Below are 17,703 nucleotides of genomic sequence, written 5' to 3' on the forward strand. Positions count from 1 at the left end.
CTTCGCGGGCGGGTGCCGGGCTCGGCTGTCGCTCCATGCCGGAGAACGAATTCCGTCGGCAACGATTGGTTAGACACTAACAACACCGACGCTGACGTTGGCGAATATGACAATTCATGTCATCCCGCGGTCACTGTTATTGCGGGCAGGCATCCCGGCAACGCCATCGAACCCTGCCAGACGCGCGCGGGTCTTCGTGGTCTTGCGAGCGTGTCGATGATGCTCCCGGCGGGATTCGCTCTTCTGTCGCGACCGAGAAAGGACCGCGTCGTTGTGCAGTCGACCCTGTAGTGCCGCGTCGGTGAGGGCGCAAAATCCGCGCCGGCCGCGCGTCAGCCGTGCTCTATCCGACCCGCCCGTCCCGCACCGGAATAACATCGTCTTCGGTGAGCGGAATCCACGGCGACCCGTCAGGATCCGATGCCGCCGCCGCAGGACTATCCCCCTGGTTCCACCACTTTGACTCGTATGGCACGCCCTCGAAGAGCACACGGTCGCTCTTCTCGTACGCGGCCAGTCCGGCCCAATCCGGGTAGGTTCCCGCGGGCAGGGTCGTCGCCTCGAACGGCCTCTCGCCTGGCAAAACCGGGCCAACGAGCGTCCAGGGTGTTTCCCAATCATTGAGTACTGGGTTGTCGGGCAGATCGCCACGAGTCCACCACTTTGCCTGGTACACGTTTCGGTGCCACACAACTTTGGTGCCCTCGAGAAAGGAACCCTCCTCCGACCAGATCACGTACGGGCTGGTCGCCGGGTCGTCGACAACGTTTTCCTTCTGCGCCTCGGACATCGTCACGGCGGTCGCCGATGCTTCCGGGCGCCCGATGAATCCGTCGCCAAGCAGCTCGGCGAATCTCAAATCGCCCTGATCGATTCCGCTGCAGGCGTCGGAAACCCGTTTAAGGTCGACGTAGTTCGAACCGCACGGTGCATCACGATTCAATGACCAGAGCGACATCCGCCCGATCTTCATCTCCCGTGCGAACGCGTTCACCTTTCGTGCGTCGTCCAGGCTGAAAACCTCGTCACTGACATCGTTTTGACCGATCATCGGGGTAGCACCGATCTTCGACCAGACCGTCGCTGCGCTCAGCTCGGTACCGGCCCGTGAGTAGAGAGTGCTGAGCTGGCGGTGCGCAGAAGTGAGCGCCTGGATAGATGCCTCCGCCATACTCTGGCCTTCGGCGCGGCTACTGCCGTAGTCCATCGTCATCAGGTTGACCCCGGCCAGGTCGACCCCGGCCGAGAGCATCAGGCTGACCGCAGTGGTGCCATCTTCCGTCAGTCCGGCGGGCGACACTGGAAGAGTGAGCCAGACGGCCAGTTCCGTGCCCGCTTCGCGACGTTGGGCCTGCAGGCTACGGATTGCCTCGGCGCGTCGATGACCGGCTGCGGTATCCGTGAGACCCTCTCCTTCGAGGTCGAGATCGATGGTCGTCACCCTGTAGCGGTCGACCACCGCGGCATAGGCGTCACGCAACGCCCCTGGGTCGGTGCAGCCGGTCGCAAGTTCATCGTTGAGCAGACCGCCAAACGAAACGACAATCTGTCCACCCAACTGTTCGAGCCGGGCCAGCCTTCGGTCCAGGTCAAGGGCCTCAGACGCCTCGGCCAGCGTGTACGCCGTTCCCCAGCTCGGCTCGCAAGGGTCGTCCTTCCCTGCAACGATGAAGGACAACACGACGTCCCGACCGGCCTTCGAGGCAGGTGCCTCGAAGGCAAAGCTTGGCGTAGCCGTGACATCCACGTAGCCGGCGATCCACGGATCGTTTGCTTCAGCCGCCTGCGCAGCGCTCCATCGCTGCCAGCCCAGGTAACCTCCCCCGGTCAAGGCAGCAATGAGCAGCAATGACAGCAAGACCCGCACTGCGGACAGCCGGCGACGGATTTCGAGGTGTGACGCAGGCGTGGCAGAACCCGGGGCGATCATGAGGCCACACGGTTCGCGTTTTGAAGCGCGGTTTCGCCGACTTGCCGCGCCAGGGCAACGTTTGACGGCCCCACGGGCAGCGGGATATCCCCGCTGGCATGCCCGTGGTAGATGACCGCTCGCCAGTCGAGCACCGGAATCGGGTGAATCAGCGCCGGCGCGGAGCGGGCTCGACGCGGCTGCCTCTCGACGTACAGCCATTTGGTGAGCCCCAGCCACACATCGACGATGGAACTCCAGATTCCGATATTCGCGAGGATGGCCGTGGTCGCCAACAGGCCATTGAAGGCCGCGAATGCAGCGTTGCCCCAGTTCTGAGCCAACACGTCACGCCAAAGGGTCAGGGCGGAGAATGCCACGATCAGGTACGGTGCGACCACGAACAACAGCGGCGCGGCCGTACGGTTCCTCACCTTGGGCGTGCGCGCAAAGGGGATTTTCCTGCCCGTGACCGCCTGCTCGAGCGACTTCAACACGCCCGCCACGTTGACCGGCAACAGGACCAGGTTGAAGCCGTAGATCCGAAAAATATCGCTGAATCGGTAACCGCAGTACCGCAGGTCACTGCCCATGGCGAGAAAATACGGTAACGCGGCCAAGACGACGACAGGGCTGAGGAGTCGACTGTCGTAGGGGTAGACCAACAGGAACATGAGGCCGAAACTCGCCCAGGCGATGGAGGCCATGTAGTTGGCCCGCAGGAACAGCTCCAACATGCTTATCGGATGGCCGTTGCGTTTCCGCTCGCGCAGCTGCCGCCAGAGTTTGGGCAGGATGAGCAGCCCGCCGTTCGCCCAGCGGCGGCGCTGCACGATGAGGGAACCAAAATCCGGCGGGGTGGCGCTGTAGCTGAGCCGCTCCGGATAGTTCATCAGCGTCCAGCCGTGAGTGCCGAGGTCGATACTCGACTCCGTGTCCTCGATGACGGTTCGGTCCTGGACGTAGCGCCGGATCTCGAAGCCGCCAACGTTTTCAATCTCGACGATGTCTTCCAGGGCACGCTTTCGGATGACCGCGTTCGCACCAACCCAAAACGTTGCTCCGTAGTAGGACATCCCCTGGTGCAGGATGTGCTGGATGTCGGTGGTCGCCCCGGCGAGGCGCTCAATCCGGGTCGGCGCGCCCCGAAAAGACGAATACGGGGTCTGGGTAACGGCGACGCGGGCGTTGTCTGGCTGTTCAAGGAAATAAACCAGGCGCAAACAGTAGTCGCGCAAGAGCAGCGAGTCCGCGTCCAGGGTCAGGAGATAATCAGCGTCCGGAACGACGACGTCGGCATCCTCCGTCGCCGCGACAGGACGAAGGATGGCACCGTCTGGACCATCGTCGCGGCGGAATCGTCCGCCCATCAGTCCGATGTAGGCGTTGAGGTTCATGGCCTTGTTGGCGTCATGCGACAGTGACGCGTAGAGCTTGCGCTCAAATGTGTCCAATTCCGCCGAGAAGGTCCAGACGAGGCGGCGCTTCAGTTCGAGCATCCGCTGGGGAACGGGTGCCGCGTGTTCGTCGGCGGCGGCGGTGAGCGCATCTGCGGTCAGGGCGAGCTCGCCGGCCAGGCCTGCCAGAACCTGCTCGACGAAGAAAATATCGACGTGGTCGGACACCTCTTCCTCGTCGGCCATCCGGCGCAACCAGGCCGACGCCCAGAGGTAGTCGCGCGCCAGTTCGCGAACGGCGTTCTCGCTCACCGTCCCGTTCTCCGCCAGTTCAATTTCATGGTCGGGGAAGTCGGCACTGAAGCGCGCGTGCGGTTCGGCCAGCGCCTCGGCAATGCCCTGGGCGATTGCCCGCGATTCGGCGAGCCGCGCCGCAGTCGCGGGATCGGTGGGATGTGGCGGGTCGTCGAGCAGGAGAACGACGCGCAGGGCCGGATACTCCTGCAAAGCTGCCGACCAGAGGGTGGCCCGAACAACCCCGGGTTCCTCGCTGTAGGACGGTACCAGCACCGTCATCGGCCCATGGCGCCTTGCGAAATGGCTGTCAAGTTCGGCCCTCGGAACACGCACGTGGTCACGGAATCGCTGCAACGCCCCCTGCCTGGCCACGAGGTACATCAGCGCAGAGAAGGTCAGAAACGTAACGACGATGAGGTAGGAGATTGCCTCGGTTGTGAAGCGGAAGCTTTCGGTTCCGTTATTGAGGAACTCACGCATGACCGTGTAGATCAGATAGCCCAGCCACGACACCACCGTGGCGATGATGGCCAGACGCCCCCAGGTGATCTTCGAGTCACTGGGTCGTTCGTGAACCGTGGGCAGTGGTTGGGTGGTGCGTTCAGCACCTATTTGGCGTTTTCGGGCAGGCGAAGCTGCGGTTTTCATTGACATCGGTCATCCTCGGGTAGGGCCGGTTTTCTTCGGGTTCTCGGGTGCGCTCACGTCGGAATATATGAGATCTCCCCGAGATTTTGACCATAACTCACTTCGCGGGGGCCGCAGTAGTCCCCGGAAGGGGTCATTTCCAAGCGGCATGGCAACACCGGGTGACCGCGTGCACGTGCACCGGCCCCGAAACAACAGATGCGGTCGCGTGGCGCTCTCGAGGGCAGTGCGTGTGATGCTCGACCAAACGACTCGCGGCGATACGGTCGCGTTCAATCGAGGGTACGTCGCGGGCAACCTGCTTGCGGTCCGTAGCGGGGACGGACACCAGAATTGCGCACACGTATGCTGCCCAGACCAACACCCCCGACCCGGGACATCGATCGGTGCTTTGAACTGTGCCGCTACTGACTCACGGACCTAGGAGGAGACTGCGGGCAGAATGACGAACGGCGTGAACTGCGGTTCAATCTCCGCGGTGACGAACGCCGTGACATGGGTGCCGGTCTCCACATATTCGGTCGTCTCGATGCGGCCCAGATCGTGCAAAACTGCGACGAGGTCCCCCCGATCGTAGGGAATGAGCAGGTCGAGTTCGATCTGCGGCGTCGGAAGCAGCAGTGCCACGGCGGCGAGCACGGTCTCAATGCCCTCACCGGTGCGGGCAGACACAAACGTCGCCTTCGGCTCAAGGCCACGCAGCACAAGCCGGTCATCGTCGCTGATCAGGTCGCTCTTGTTAAAGACGACGAGTTCAGGAATGTCGCGGGCGCCGACCTCGGAGATGACGTCGCGCACCGTGGCGAGCTGGGCAACCGGATCGGGATGCGATCCGTCAACAACGTGCACGATGACGTCGGCATCGGCGACTTCTTCGAGGGTGGAGCGGAAGGCTTCGACCAGTTGGTGGGGCAGGTTGCGCACAAAGCCGACCGTGTCGGTGAGGGTATACAGGCGTCCGTCAGTGGTCGTCGACTTACGCACGGTCGCGTCGAGGGTCGCGAACAGAGAGTTCTCAACGAGTAGCCCGGCCTTGGTGATCCGGTTGAGCAGGCTGGACTTGCCCGCGTTGGTGTACCCAACGATGGCGACGGACGGAACGGCGTTGCGCTTGCGGTTGGCGCGTTTGGCCTCCCGGGCCGGCTTCATCTCGACCATCTGCTTGCGCAGTTTGGACATCCGGGTGTGGATGCGGCGACGGTCGAGTTCAATCTTGGTCTCACCGGGGCCACGCGACCCCATTCCCGCTCCGGCGCCACCGACCTGACCGCCGGCCTGGCGGGACATCGAGTCACCCCAACCACGCAGGCGAGGCAGCATGTAGGCCATCTGCGCGAGTTCAACCTGCGCCTTACCCTCGCGACTCTTGGCATGCTGGCTGAAAATGTCGAGGATAACGGCTGTACGATCGATGACCTTGACCTTGACCACGTCTTCGAGGGCACGCCGCTGGCTCGGCGCGAGTTCGGTGTCGGCGATAACCGTGTCGGCGCCGAGCGCCTTCACTATGTCAGCGACTTCCTGGGCTTTGCCCTTGCCGAGGTAGGTGCTCGGATCGGGGGTAGCGCGGCGCTGCAGCAACCCGTCGAGCACGGTCGCCCCTGCGGTTTCTGCGAGGGCCGCGAGTTCGCGCATGGAGTTTTCCGCGTCATCGACGGTGCCGTGAGTGTAAACGCCTACCAGTACAACGTTTTCCAGACGAATCTGGCGGTATTCGACCTCGGTGACGTCTTCGAGCTCGGTGGACAGGCCACCGACGCGGCGCAGGGCGTTGCGGTCGGCACGTTCGGACTGGTCACCGTCGTGGTCGCTGCCGTCGTACTCGCCGGAGGTCTGTGCTTGGAGGGCCTGGGCTGACCCGCTCCGGAACAGGGAGTACCCGGCAGCTCTGCTGTCGGCGCTGGCCAGCACTCTCGCCACAACGTCGTCTGCGTCGAGGGATTCTGCGCCTGGGTTTTCTACCGTGTCGTTGCCCGAGGGCGCCGTTGGATCATTCATCCCATTAACCTTAGTTCAACGAAGTTGAAAGGTTCCCTTATGTCGTCCGACCACTATTTTTCTCCGGCGCCCGGCACCGTACTGAAAACGCGCCAGATCACCGTGCAATTGCACGGCCAGGATCGGCTTTTGACGACAGCCAATTCGGTGTTCAGCCCTGCGCACATTGACACCGGCACCGAGGTCTTACTCAAGTACGCCCCCGAGCCACCATTGACTGGCCATTTTCTCGATCTTGGCTGCGGCTGGGGACCCATCGCGCTGCACCTCGCGCTCGCTTCCCCCGCTGCAACCATCTGGGCCGTCGACGTCAACGAGCGTGCCCTCGATCTCGTGCGCACCAACGCGGCCACCCTTGGCCTGACGAACGTCAAAGCCGTGCTCGCCGCCGACGTGCCAACGGACGTATCGTTTCGTACGATCTGGTCGAACCCGCCCATTCGCGTCGGCAAGGACGAACTGCACGGGCTCATGCAGACCTGGCTGCCTCGCCTCGAACCGGAAGCGGATGCCTGGCTCGTCATCCAGCGCAACCTCGGCTCGGACTCGCTCCAGCGTTGGCTCGCAGCCGAACTCCCGTCCCACTTCGAAACCACCCGCGAGGCCATCAGCAAGGGCTTCCGAGTGCTCCAGGTGCACCGCGACTAACCCAGGTTCAAGACCCCATCGAAGACAAGTTCCGCTGGCCCCGACAGCGACACGTGTTCCCCGTCTTCCGCCGGAAACATCCGCACCCCCAGTACCCCACCGGGCACCTCTACCCGCCACTGGTGCGGCGCCGACTTACCGGCCCAATGCCGCGTGGCCAGGGCCGCCGCGACCGCACCCGTGCCGCAGGACAGAGTCTCCCCGCTGCCGCGTTCATGCACGCGCATGCGAAACCGCCCGACACCGTTGACGACCAGGGGGTCGTTCGGCACCACGAATTCGATGTTCACCCCGCCAGCAGGTTCGGGATCCAGCTGCGGAATAAAGGTGAGATCGGCCGCAGCGAGTTCGTCGTCGTCGGCGAGGGCGACAACCGCGTGCGGGTTGCCGACGTTGATGCCAAGGCCGGGGCGTGCTACCGACAGGTTCTTGGTGCGCACGAGCGGTTCGGTACCGTCGAGCTTCCACCGACCGAGGTCAACCTGAAAACCAGACGCGTTGCGCTGCACGTCGCGCACGCCACCGCGGGTGCCGATCGTGAGGGTAGCGCCGGGCAGCAGTTCGGCGAAATTGTTCTCAATGAGGAATTTGGCGTAGACCCGGATGCCGTTCCCGCACATTTCCGAGACGGTCCCGTCGGCGTTCCAATAATCCATAAACCACTCGGCAGCGTCGTCCTCCGCGAGGGCGGCCGCGCCGTCTGGCAGATTCTTACTGCGTACCGCGCGGATGACGCCGTCGGCGCCAACGCCGAACCTGCGGTCGCACACGGCGCGAATCTGCGCCGGGGTAAGCTCCGTCGTACCGTCGGGATCAGCGAACAGCACGAAGTCGTTGCCCGTGCCCTGGCCCTTGGTGAAATTCAACGTAATACCCATGCTGCTAGTTTACGGGGCGACCGCTGGGTACCTTCCCGAACCGGCTCACGCTGTCGGTGCTGACAGGGCGCTGCCCCGATCGACATGCGCGAGGGCCTCATTGACCCGGTCGGACGAATCGGACTCCATCCAGTGCGTGTGCGCGTAGCGTTTAAACCAGCTCACCTGCCGGCGAGCATAACGGCGCGTCAGCTGTTGTGTGGCTTCGATCGCGTCGGCCTGGCTGAGCGTGCCGTGTACCTGACCGAGGGCCTGGGCATAGCCAATCGCACGGCTCGCCGTGACCCCCCTCTCGATGCCGACCGACAGCAGACCACGTGCTTCGTCGACGATGCCGGCCGTCCACATCCGCTCTACCCGTGCATCGAGCCGAGGGGTAAGTTGCTCGCGCGGGGTACGCAGGCCCAGCAGCACGCTGGGCTGCCAGTACACCGGCTCCTCGGGTAGGGCAGCCAGGTGCGGCGCACCGGTCAGTTCGACGATCTCCAAGGCGCGCACCAGACGGCGACCGTTGCTCGGGCCGATCCGCAAAGCGGCCTGCGGGTCGACGGCTTGCAGGCGGGTATACATGAGGCCGGGTCCGCGCTCCAATAGTTCGGCTTCGAGGCGCGCCCGCAACACTGGATCAGTGCCGGGAAACTGAAAGTCAAAGACGACCGAGGAGACGTAGAGCCCAGAGCCGCCGACCAGGATCGGTACTGCCCCGCGCGCGACGATCTCGACGATGGCCCTGCGGGCATCCGTTTGGTAGTTGCTGACGGTGGCCTCGCCCGTCACGTCGAGCACGTCGAGCAGGTGGTGCGGAATGCCGCGACGCTCGGGCTGCGACAATTTGGCCGTGCCGATGTCCATGCCGCGGTAGAGCTGCATGGCATCAGCGTTGACGATTTCGGCCGGCTGACCACGCTCTATCATGCGTTCAGCGAGGTCGAGAGACAACTCAGACTTGCCGGTACCGGTCGAGCCGATGATTGCGATCAGTACCGCTGGTTCGGCTGTCACCGCCGGTGCAGACGACAAGCTCCTAGCGCTCGTCGTCGTTCACGTTGTAGATGGGAATCGTGGTGGAGCCGCTCTCGAGCCGCAGACCGATGGTCGGCAGGCCCAGAGAAACCGGTCCAGCGCCGCCGGTCCCACCACCATGGGTGGGCACTGCGCAGGAGTCAGCTTCCAAGCGGTCCCATGCAGCGCCTGCCCGGGTCGAGCGGATGCGCAGCGGCGCCCCGTCGGTCGAGTCGGCGATCAGGTGGAACGGCGCTGCCTGGGTGACGACGACGGTGACCATGTCGCCGGGACGAGGGCGGGCCGAACCGGCCGGCACATCGAAGTGTACGAGACGGCTATCGGGGGCGCGCCCGCTCAGACGATGGGTATCACTGTCTTTCCGTCCGCCGTTGGCGACGAGCAGTTCCACCTCGCGGCCGATCATCTTTTGGTTCTCCTCGAGGGAAATGCGCTCCTGCATAGCCGCGAGTCGCTCGTAGCGGTCTTGCACGATGGCCTTGGGAACCTGGTCGGGCATGGTCGCAGCCGGGGTTCCAGGACGAATCGAGTACTGAAAAGTGAACGCCGTCGCGAAGCGAGCGAGCTCGACGACCCGCAGGGTCTCCTGAAAGTCTTCTTCGGTTTCGCCGGGGAAGCCCACGATGATGTCAGTACTGATGGCGGCGTTGGGCATCTGGGCGCGCACCCGATCGAGGATGCCAAGGAATTTCGCTCCGCGGTAGGAGCGCCGCATCGATTTGAGAATGCGATCGGATCCGGACTGCAGCGGCATGTGCAGCTGCGGCATGACGGCGGGCGTTTCGGCCATGGCGTCGATGACGTCGTCCGTGAAGGCAGCGGGGTGCGGGCTGGTGAAGCGGATGCGCTCGAGCCCCTCGATTTTACCGGCCGCGCGCAGCAGCTTCCCAAAGGCAAGGCGGTCGCCGAACTCAACCCCGTAGGAGTTGACGTTCTGCCCCAGAAGGGTGACCTCGATGGCGCCGTCATCGACGAGCGACTGAATTTCGGCAAGAATCTCGCCCGGACGACGGTCTTTCTCTTTGCCACGCAGGGCGGGAACGATGCAGAACGTGCAGGTGTTGTTGCAGCCGACCGAAATGGACACCCAACCGCTGTAGCTGGAGTCGCGTTTTGTGGGCAGGGTAGAGGGGAAGGTCTCAAGAGATTCGAGAATTTCGAGTTGGGCCTCACCGTTGTGCCGCGCTCGTTCGAGCAGGCTGGGAAGGGAACCCATGTTGTGGGTGCCAAAGACAACGTCGACCCACGGTGCCTTCTCGAGGATTGTGGTCTTGTCTTTTTGGGCCAGGCAGCCGCCAACAGCGATCTGCATGCCGGCGTGCTTACGCTTGACCGAGGCGAGGTAGCCAAGGTTGCCGTAAAGTTTGTTGTCGGCGTTCTCACGCACCGCACACGTATTGATCACCACTATGTCAGCCTCGCCACCGTTGGCGGAGACGTACCCGGCCGCTTCGAGCGAGCCGCTGAGTCGCTCAGAGTCGTGCACATTCATCTGGCAGCCAAAGGTGCGCACCTCGTAGGTACGGGCCTGCCCCGAGTCGTCGATCGCGGCTGCCGAAGGGGTGATCACGGTGCGGCGGGCTAGTTCGGGGGTGACGATACTCATAGTGCATGTAGTTTACGCGAGCAATTCGGTGTGTGAGCCGTGCATCGGGCGAAGCGCTGCATTTGTGAAGGCGTCAACGGAACCGTACGCGAGAGGCGGCACCGCCGCCGCGGCTGTCCATAGCGGCCTTAACCGCGAGACGTACCGCTGAGGAGCTGTAGCCCTTACGCATGAGAAAACCGGTGAGTCTGCGATCGATAGTCTGGTCGTCGAAGCGTTCCATCTGTCCGATGCGCTTGGTGGCGAGGTCGATAGCGCGCTCCGCTTCGTCATCGGGGAGCTCTTCGAGCTTGTCCATCATGACGCTTGGATCAAGCTTGCGCCGGCGCATTTCAGCTTCGACACCGTTGCGTCCGAGACCCTTGCGCACGTTATGGCTGTGGATGATCTGATCGGCGAGTTTGGCCTCGTCGAGGTAGTTCAGCTCGATGAACTTTGCAATGATCTCACTCGCTTCGCCCGAGTCGACACCGGTGGCATTGAGCACCAGCAGCGCCTCGACCGTCGACAGCGAGCGGCCCCGCAGTCGGTGCAGTAGTACTTTTTCGGCCCGTTCGCGCTGGTCGATTGCTTCGGCCGAGGCGAGAGCGTCGTCGTCTAACGCTATGTCGGCCGTGACAGCTGCAGCCTCAGCCTTGGTGGCCGCTGCCGCCGAAAACCTGTCGACCTCGGCCGGACCGAGCGGAGCGACGCCGACCTCGACCGGACCGACCTCGACCGGACCGACCTCGACCGAACCGACCTCGCCCGGACCGACCTCGAGGGGGGAGCGACGCTTCATTCCCGGGGCCGCACCGTGCAGGTAGGTCACGGGAGCCAATCCGGCGTCTGTGCGTTCTGCTGCATCATCCTGGGGTTCGAAGTGAACCATTCCCGTGACCTGCCTTTCAGTGCTCGTTTAGTGCGGTTCCTTGCTGTAGCTGCGTTGCCGGCTAAGCGGTCTTGCGAACGGCCGGGGCCTTGGTAGCGACCGGGCCACCGGCCAGCAGAGCTGCGGCATCCGCTTCGGCTTTAGCCTTGGTTTCGGCCTCCAGCACGATGGCGGCAGCGGCCTTCTCGGCGGCCTTGGCCGCGATGCCTTCGGGGCCGATGCCGAGCTTGATGAGAATCTTGCGTTCAATCTCGTTGGCCATGTCGGGATTCTTGAGCAGAAAATTGCGCGAGTTCTCTTTGCCCTGGCCGAGTTGGTCGCCGTCGTAGGTGTACCAGGCGCCAGACTTCTTGACGATGCCCTGGTCAACACCGAAGTCGATCAGGCTGCCCTCGCGGGAGATGCCGATGCCGTAGATAATGTCGAACTCGGCCTGTTTGAAGGGCGGTGCCATCTTGTTCTTGACGACCTTGACCCTGGTGCGGTTACCGATGGCGTCGGTGCCGTCTTTCAGGGTTTCAATGCGCCGAATGTCGAGGCGCACCGAGGCATAGAACTTGAGTGCTTTACCGCCAGAGGTGGTCTCGGGGCTGCCGAAGAACACACCGATCTTCTCGCGCAACTGGTTGATGAAGATCATGGTTGTGTTGGTCTGGCTGAGGCCACCGGTGAGTTTGCGGAGAGCCTGCGACATGAGACGGGCCTGCAGGCCCACGTGTGAGTCACCCATCTCGCCCTCAATCTCGGCGCGCGGCACGAGCGCTGCAACGGAGTCGACGACGATCAGGTCGATGGAACCGCTTCGCACGAGCATGTCGGCTATCTCGAGGGCCTGCTCACCGGTGTCGGGCTGGGACACGAGAAGGGCGTCGATATCGACGCCGAGCTTCTTGGCATATTCCGGATCGAGGGCGTGCTCGGCGTCGATAAACGCGGCGATGCCACCATTCTTTTGCGCGTTCGCAATGGCATGCAGGGTGAGGGTGGTCTTGCCCGAAGACTCCGGACCGTAGATTTCCACGATGCGGCCACGCGGCAGTCCACCAACGCCGAGTGCGACGTCCAGGGCAATCGACCCAGTCGAAATGGTCTCGACGGGGGCACGATCGTCGCTGCCGAGACGCATGACCGATCCTTTGCCGAACTGACGGTCGATTTGCGCGAGAGCGGTCTCGAGGGCTTTCTCGCGGTTAGCTTGTGATGCCATGGTCGTGATCTCCTTGGGTTCTGCACTGCCGCCGACCGTGAACGGCGCTGCGGGGTGCGTAGTGGCGCCTATAGGCTGTCGGCGCACCCACCGGAAGAACCCCGGTGCGTGTTTCGACAAGGCAATTGCTGACGTTCTCTGACAGATTTGACTGTACGCCGCACCTCCGACACTGGCCGGGGGCACGAACGAACGGTGCACAATCTGTCAAGTTGTCTGCTGTGGAGGAGTCTATCAAGACCGAACAGATATTCGAGCATTGCCGGGAATTCTTTGCGGCGTGTCGAAGTATCAGCCTAAGCGGAAGGGTTTGACCGCGCTACGGGCGGGGAGCTGGGACGCCGGCGCCGTACCAGCGACTGCGGGGCACGTCGACCTCGGCGCAGAGGGCCAGCCAAACATCGCGAGCGGGAACACCGGCTGTGAGGGCCTGATCGGCTGTTCGACCGCCGAGCGGGGTGAGCACGAGATCGCGGGTAAGGACACGCCCGTACGCGTCACCAAACTCCTCTTTCATCGCGGTGCGGAACTCGCTCAGTCGCACAACACTCCTTCAATCCGTCGCTGCCTGACACTTGATACCGAAACAAAACCACCGCCGACAGACCTCGTCGGCGGTGGTTCTTATTGTAAATCCTGAAATGGCACCGATTGGTGACTAACGCACCATGAAGTCGGCATCGAACGTATTGACAAACTCGTCCGGTACCGTGTCGGGGAACTGATCGATACCCTCGATGATCGCGAGGCGGTCACCGACTTCGCGCATGATGACCGAGATCGGGGTTTCCAGTGCGTCTGCGACAGAGGCGAGAATCTCCGAGGAGGCCTCTTTCTGTCCCCGTTCTACCTCGCTGAGGTAGCCGAGCGCGACGCTGGCTTTGCTTGCGACCTGACGCAGGGTACGCCCCTTTTGCAGGCGGAAGTCCCTGAGCACATCGCCGATTTCCTGACGAACAAGAATCATCGGAACCTCCTTCTTATGCCTAATAATTTAAGGCCTATGACCATCGGATTGCGGTGGTGGATGCTTAGAATACTGCATCCCTTCCGATATTTTGACACTACCGAGAATCACTGGGCTTTGCTTGTGAATGTCCTCGATGTAACCAGCCCGTAACAGGAACTATTCCGCGTCACCCTCCACTATCAGCGCACGTACAGCATCAATCGCCTGACGCACAGTTTCGGCGCGAATCTCGGTCCGATCGCCGTCCAGGTGCAGCGGCACGGCCCACGAACCGCTCCCTTTTGACAGGCCGATGAACACCGTTCCGGCTGGGTGACCACCGTCCGGGCCTGGCCCGGCGACACCCGTCGTCGACACGCCGATATCGGCGCGCACGTCGTTGACCGCGAGCAGGGTACGCACTCCACCCGCCATCTGCTTTGCGACGTCGGCGTGCACCGGGCCGTGAACGTTAAGCACGCTGCTGTCGACCTGGAGCAGGTCGCGCTTCAAGGCGGTGTCGTACGCGACCACTCCCCCACGAACCACTGTGGATGCCCCGGGTATACGCACGAGTTCAGCCACGAGCAGCCCTCCGGTGAGGGATTCAGCGACGGCGATAGTGAGATGACGGGCGGTGAGTTCCGCAATCAACTCGGCCGTCGCATCCACTGCCGTCGCATCCACCGCCGTCGTCTGCACCGGCTCAGGCAACGTCGTGCTTTCGCAGGCGCCAGGCTGAGATGAGGTAGTCCAGGCCGGAGACGACGGTGAGCACGAGAGCGATGGTCATGGTCGCCGTGTTGACCCAGTCCACCCATTCGCCGAAGACCGGCTGGAACGGCAGTAGCGCGAGCGAGATCGACACGGACTGGGCGATGGTCTTGAGCTTGCCGCCGCGGCTGGCCGGAATGACCCGGTCGCGCAGCATAACGAAGCGGAACACGGTGATGCCGATTTCACGCACCAGGATGACGATGGTCACCCACCAGGGCAGCTCCCCCAGGATGGACAGGCACACCAACGCACCACCGGTGAGGATCTTATCGGCGATCGGGTCCAGGATTTTTCCAAGATCCGTGACCAGATTATGGCGGCGGGCAATCATGCCGTCGATACCGTCGGTGGCGATCGCGATGATGAACAGCACGGCGGCGGCCCAGCGCAGGGCATCCTGGGGGCCATTGGCGGCCAGCAGCATCCAGATGAAGACCGGGGCGAGCAGGATGCGCACAACCGTGATCAGGTTGGGTACGTTCCAGTTGCTGGGGCGGGAGACAAAGTCGTGCGGTATTGCCATGGTTCAGTCCCTGCCGGTTAGTTTCCAGGCATCCTCGTCATCCTCGGCGCCATCCACCTCAGGATACCCCTGTGACATTTTCCCTACCGGGTCGTCGGCATAGCGTGGGTCGGGCGCTGACTCGACACGGGAATCCCCCGACTGCGCCTTCAGGGCGTGCTGCTCGTCGTCGGAGCCGCGCAGGCGGGCCAGCACGCTCGGCAACTGTTCAGCATTCACCAGCACGTCACGCGCCTTGGAACCTTCGGACGGGCCGACAATTTCGCGGGATTCGAGCAGGTCCATCAGGCGACCGGCCTTGGCGAAACCGACCCGCAGCTTGCGCTGCAGCATCGAGGTCGACCCGAACTGGGTCGAGACGACGAGTTCGGCCGCGGCGAGGAGCACCTCGAGGTCGTCGCCGATATCAGAGTCGATTTCTTTGCGCGGGGCGACCATGGAGACGTCCGGCCGGTAGTCCGGCCGAGCCTGCATGGTGACGTGCTTGACGACCTTTTCGATCTCATCTTCGGTGACCCAGGCCCCCTGCACGCGAACGGCTTTGGAGGCGCCCATCGGCAGGAACAGCGCGTCGCCCTGGCCGATGAGCTTGTCGGCGCCGGGCTGGTCAAGGATGACCCGGGAGTCGGTGACGCTCGTGACGGCAAAGGCCAGTCGTGACGGCACGTTGGCTTTGATCAGTCCGGTGACCACGTCGACGCTGGGCCTCTGGGTAGCCAGTACGAGGTGAATTCCGGAGGCGCGGGCCAGCTGGGTGATGCGCACGATGGAGTCTTCAACGTCGCGCGGTGCGACCATCATGAGGTCGGCCAGCTCATCGACGACGACCAGCAGGTAGGGGTAGGGCTTGAGCTTGCGTTCGCTGCCGACCGGCAACACGAGCTCGCCGTTGACGACCGCCTTGTTGAAGTCGTCGATGTGGCGAAAGCCGAAGCTTGCGAGGTCGTCGTAACGCATGTCCATCTCTTTCACGACCCACTGCAGCGCTTCGGCCGCTTTCTTCGGGTTGGTGATGATGGGCGTGATGAGGTGCGGAACGCCGGCATAGGCGGCCAGCTCGACCCGTTTCGGGTCGATGAGCACCATGCGCACGTCACTTGGCTTCGCGCGCATGAGCAGGCTCGTGATCATGGAGTTGACGAAGCTCGACTTACCGGAGCCGGTCGACCCGGCCACGAGCAGGTGGGGCATCTTGGCGAGGTTGGCGATAACGAAACCGCCGCCGACGTCCTTACCGACACCGATGGTCATTGGGTGGGTAGCGTTAGTGGCAGTACTCGACCGCAATACGTCGCCGAGGGTGACGATCTCACGGTCCGTGTTAGGAATCTCGATGCCGATGGCGCTCTTGCCGGGAATGGGCGAGAGGATACGAACTTCGTTCGAGGCGACCGCGTAGGAGAGGTTCTTGCTCAGCGCAGTAACCCGCTCGACCTTGACGCCGGGGCCGAGTTCGATCTCGTACTGTGTGACCGTGGGGCCGCGGGAGAATCCGGTGACCTTGGCGTCGACCTGGAACTGGCGAAGCACCTCGGTGATCGACTTGACGACATCATCGTTGGCGGCCGAGCGGGCCTTGGCCGGCGGGCCGGCCGTAAGAGTGGATGCCGCGGGCACGAGATAGGGAATGGCCGGGTGGGGGTCGACGGAAGCGAGCGGCGGGAGTGCCGCGCCATCGGCATCCACTGCCTGACTCAATTCGGGAAAGACGTCGTCGAAGCCGGGAAGAACCTCAGTGTGCCCGGCCGGATCGTCGGAGTGCAGGCCGGTGGACGGCCCTGTGCCCAGGTCGACCTCGCCGGTAAACCGTTTGACGGCGAGCTCGGCCTTGCGCAGGTCTTCCAGCACCTCGGTGCCGTAATGGTCTCGTTCGGGCGGGGCGGTGTGGTCGGTCACCTCGGATTCGATGGCGCTGTCAAAACCACCGCGCGACTGCTTGCCACCGAGAAGGACGCTGAGCGGGTCGGCCTCAACCGGGCCAGGTTTGGATTCGGTTGACAATGCGCTGCCAAAGTCGGGGTCTTCCTCGCGCTTGCTGTTGTTTCGGCGCCACCACGGCAGTGCGCCCTCGGACTCGTCATCATCGACGCCGTCAAGCTCAACCTGGGCGGTCTTGCCCGGCTTGGCACCCTTGCCCGTCTTCTCGGCCATTCGTTCATCTTCGTCGGTGAACTCTGCTCCGAACAGCCACTCATACAGCTCGCGGGAACGCTGACCGACCCGGTTCGGCGGGGTTTTGGTGATGATGAACAGGCTCAGCAGCAACAGCAGAATGACGACGATCGTGGCGCCGATCGACGTGGTCAGCAGGATCAGCGGGGCGGCAATCATCCACCCGATGACACCGCCGGCCAGCGCGAGGGCTGGCATACCGTCTTGCGGCTCTGGCTGCTCACCGAAGATGTGGCAGAGGCCCGAAATGGTCACGAGCAGCAGGCTGAGCCCGATGCCGATGCGGCCATTGTCGTGCACGGAACTGGGTTTACGAAAAAGCCAGACAGAGAACAACAGCAGAATGACCGGCAGGGCAAAGGCAACCCGGCCAAACACTCCGCCGAAGGTGTACGCGTCGAGCTGCTGCGCCACGAAGTTGTTGATGAGGAACCATTCAACGACGGCTCCCGAGATGGCGAGCAGAACGAGGAAGAACGGCAGTCCGTCGCGCCGTTCATCTTTGGCCAGTTTCTCCGGGCCCAGGGCACGGGCGGCACCGCCGGTGAGGTGGGCCAGGCCCATCCAGGCACGGGCACCGAGGCTCGGTTTTACGTCGACGGCGGTGAACTTGACGGTTTTCTGTGCGGCGGTCGCGCCGGCTCCGCGGGTTGCCGGTTTGCGCGCCGGAACGCCCTTCGCTGCCGGCGTGCGGGCACGCCCGCTCGACTTAGTGCTCGTAGCCATGAAAGAACGCTACCAAGCACCACCGACATTCGCCCGACCCCACGCCCACGGCCTGCGTGGTCGGTAGGCAAAAG

General features: G+C 63.3%; 14 protein-coding genes and 1 pseudogene. 2 read left to right on the plus strand and 13 right to left on the minus strand.

Annotation, left to right across the window (positions count from 1 at the left end):
- Positions 1–343: 343 nt before the first annotated feature.
- From E3T51_RS08375 to hflX, 3 genes are all read right to left on the minus strand, one after another.
- Positions 344–1,930 (minus strand): chitinase, encoded by a 1,587-nt coding sequence (locus tag E3T51_RS08375; protein ID WP_166806420.1) that lies wholly within the window; start codon positions 1,928–1,930, stop codon positions 344–346.
- Positions 1,927–4,257, minus strand: coding sequence for a glycosyltransferase family 2 protein (locus E3T51_RS08380; protein WP_134529460.1), 2,331 nt, complete (start codon positions 4,255–4,257; stop codon positions 1,927–1,929). Before E3T51_RS08380 ends, E3T51_RS08375 begins: the two co-directional genes overlap by 4 nt.
- 414 nt (positions 4,258–4,671) lie before the next feature.
- Positions 4,672–6,249 carry a GTPase HflX gene (hflX, locus tag E3T51_RS08385; protein ID WP_134529461.1) on the minus strand — a complete coding sequence of 526 codons (1,578 nt, stop codon included), beginning with the start codon at positions 6,247–6,249 and terminating at the stop codon, positions 4,672–4,674.
- A gap of 39 nt (positions 6,250–6,288) precedes the next feature.
- Between hflX and E3T51_RS08390 the strand changes: the two genes are divergently transcribed.
- A complete protein-coding gene (locus E3T51_RS08390; protein ID WP_134529462.1) occupies positions 6,289–6,897 on the plus strand; it encodes a class I SAM-dependent methyltransferase in 609 nt (202 codons plus the stop codon).
- On the opposite strand, the gene dapF is transcribed toward E3T51_RS08390, so the two are convergent.
- The 4 genes from dapF to E3T51_RS08410 all read right to left on the minus strand — a co-directional run bounded on the left by dapF (position 6,894) and on the right by E3T51_RS08410 (position 11,185).
- Positions 6,894–7,775, minus strand: a complete 882-nt coding sequence (gene dapF, locus E3T51_RS08395) for a diaminopimelate epimerase (RefSeq protein ID WP_134529463.1) — start codon at positions 7,773–7,775, stop codon at positions 6,894–6,896. The genes E3T51_RS08390 and dapF overlap by 4 nt on opposite strands.
- Positions 7,776–7,820: 45 nt before the next feature.
- The gene (gene miaA, locus E3T51_RS08400) at positions 7,821–8,795 is read right to left on the minus strand and encodes a tRNA (adenosine(37)-N6)-dimethylallyltransferase MiaA (RefSeq protein WP_241989232.1); all 975 of its coding nucleotides are present in this window, start codon (positions 8,793–8,795) and stop codon (positions 7,821–7,823) included.
- Between the two features lie 4 nt (positions 8,796–8,799).
- A complete protein-coding gene (gene miaB / locus E3T51_RS08405) occupies positions 8,800–10,404 on the minus strand; it encodes a tRNA (N6-isopentenyl adenosine(37)-C2)-methylthiotransferase MiaB (protein ID WP_134529464.1) in 1,605 nt (534 codons plus the stop codon).
- 73 nt (positions 10,405–10,477) lie between these two features.
- On the minus strand, positions 10,478–11,185 hold the full coding sequence (locus tag E3T51_RS08410; protein ID WP_420898424.1) for a regulatory protein RecX: 708 nt from the start codon (positions 11,183–11,185) through the stop codon (positions 10,478–10,480).
- Here E3T51_RS08410 and E3T51_RS17525 point away from each other — a divergent pair.
- Positions 11,129–11,371: pseudogene (locus E3T51_RS17525) on the plus strand (hypothetical protein); the annotation flags it as partial. The gene E3T51_RS08410 and the pseudogene E3T51_RS17525 sit on opposite strands and share 57 nt — an antisense overlap.
- Here E3T51_RS17525 and recA read toward each other — a convergent pair.
- The 6 genes from recA to E3T51_RS08445 all read right to left on the minus strand — a co-directional run bounded on the left by recA (position 11,337) and on the right by E3T51_RS08445 (position 17,629).
- Entirely contained in the window at positions 11,337–12,482 is a 1,146-nt protein-coding gene (recA, locus tag E3T51_RS08420) for a recombinase RecA (protein ID WP_241989233.1), read from the minus strand. The pseudogene E3T51_RS17525 and the gene recA sit on opposite strands and share 35 nt — an antisense overlap.
- 319 nt (positions 12,483–12,801) lie before the next feature.
- Entirely contained in the window at positions 12,802–13,026 is a 225-nt protein-coding gene (locus tag E3T51_RS08425; protein ID WP_104192349.1) for a DUF3046 domain-containing protein, read from the minus strand.
- Positions 13,027–13,140: 114 nt separating this feature from the next.
- Entirely contained in the window at positions 13,141–13,449 is a 309-nt protein-coding gene (locus E3T51_RS08430) for a helix-turn-helix domain-containing protein (protein ID WP_104192348.1), read from the minus strand.
- 159 nt (positions 13,450–13,608) lie between these two features.
- Entirely contained in the window at positions 13,609–14,133 is a 525-nt protein-coding gene (locus tag E3T51_RS08435; RefSeq protein WP_241989234.1) for a CinA family protein, read from the minus strand.
- Positions 14,134–14,137: 4 nt separating this feature from the next.
- On the minus strand, positions 14,138–14,731 hold the full coding sequence (pgsA, locus tag E3T51_RS08440) for a CDP-diacylglycerol--glycerol-3-phosphate 3-phosphatidyltransferase (protein ID WP_134529467.1): 594 nt from the start codon (positions 14,729–14,731) through the stop codon (positions 14,138–14,140).
- A gap of 3 nt (positions 14,732–14,734) precedes the next feature.
- Positions 14,735–17,629: an FtsK/SpoIIIE family DNA translocase gene (locus E3T51_RS08445; protein ID WP_134529468.1), complete on the minus strand. Its 2,895-nt coding sequence runs from the start codon at positions 17,627–17,629 to the stop codon at positions 14,735–14,737.
- Positions 17,630–17,703: the final 74 nt, after the last annotated feature.

This window comes from Cryobacterium serini, from assembly GCF_004404025.1.
GTDB lineage: Bacteria > Actinomycetota > Actinomycetes > Actinomycetales > Microbacteriaceae > Cryobacterium > Cryobacterium serini.

Bases quoted from the DNA above. Each gene is read 5' to 3' on its own strand.
- E3T51_RS08375 (WP_166806420.1), bottom strand. From the start codon at position 1,930: ATGATCGCCCCGGGTTCTGCCACGCCTGCGTCACACCTCGAAATCCGT.
- E3T51_RS08380 (WP_134529460.1), bottom strand. From the start codon at position 4,257: ATGTCAATGAAAACCGCAGCTTCGCCTGCCCGAAAACGCCAAATAGGT.
- hflX (WP_134529461.1), bottom strand. From the start codon at position 6,249: ATGAATGATCCAACGGCGCCCTCGGGCAACGACACGGTAGAAAACCCA.
- E3T51_RS08390 (WP_134529462.1), top strand. From the start codon at position 6,289: ATGTCGTCCGACCACTATTTTTCTCCGGCGCCCGGCACCGTACTGAAA.
- dapF (WP_134529463.1), bottom strand. From the start codon at position 7,775: ATGGGTATTACGTTGAATTTCACCAAGGGCCAGGGCACGGGCAACGAC.
- miaB (WP_134529464.1), bottom strand. From the start codon at position 10,404: ATGAGTATCGTCACCCCCGAACTAGCCCGCCGCACCGTGATCACCCCT.
- E3T51_RS08410 (WP_420898424.1), bottom strand. From the start codon at position 11,185: ATGAAGCGTCGCTCCCCCCTCGAGGTCGGTCCGGGCGAGGTCGGTTCG.
- recA (WP_241989233.1), bottom strand. From the start codon at position 12,482: ATGGCATCACAAGCTAACCGCGAGAAAGCCCTCGAGACCGCTCTCGCG.
- E3T51_RS08430 (WP_104192348.1), bottom strand. From the start codon at position 13,449: ATGATTCTTGTTCGTCAGGAAATCGGCGATGTGCTCAGGGACTTCCGC.
- pgsA (WP_134529467.1), bottom strand. From the start codon at position 14,731: ATGGCAATACCGCACGACTTTGTCTCCCGCCCCAGCAACTGGAACGTA.
- E3T51_RS08445 (WP_134529468.1), bottom strand. From the start codon at position 17,629: ATGGCTACGAGCACTAAGTCGAGCGGGCGTGCCCGCACGCCGGCAGCG.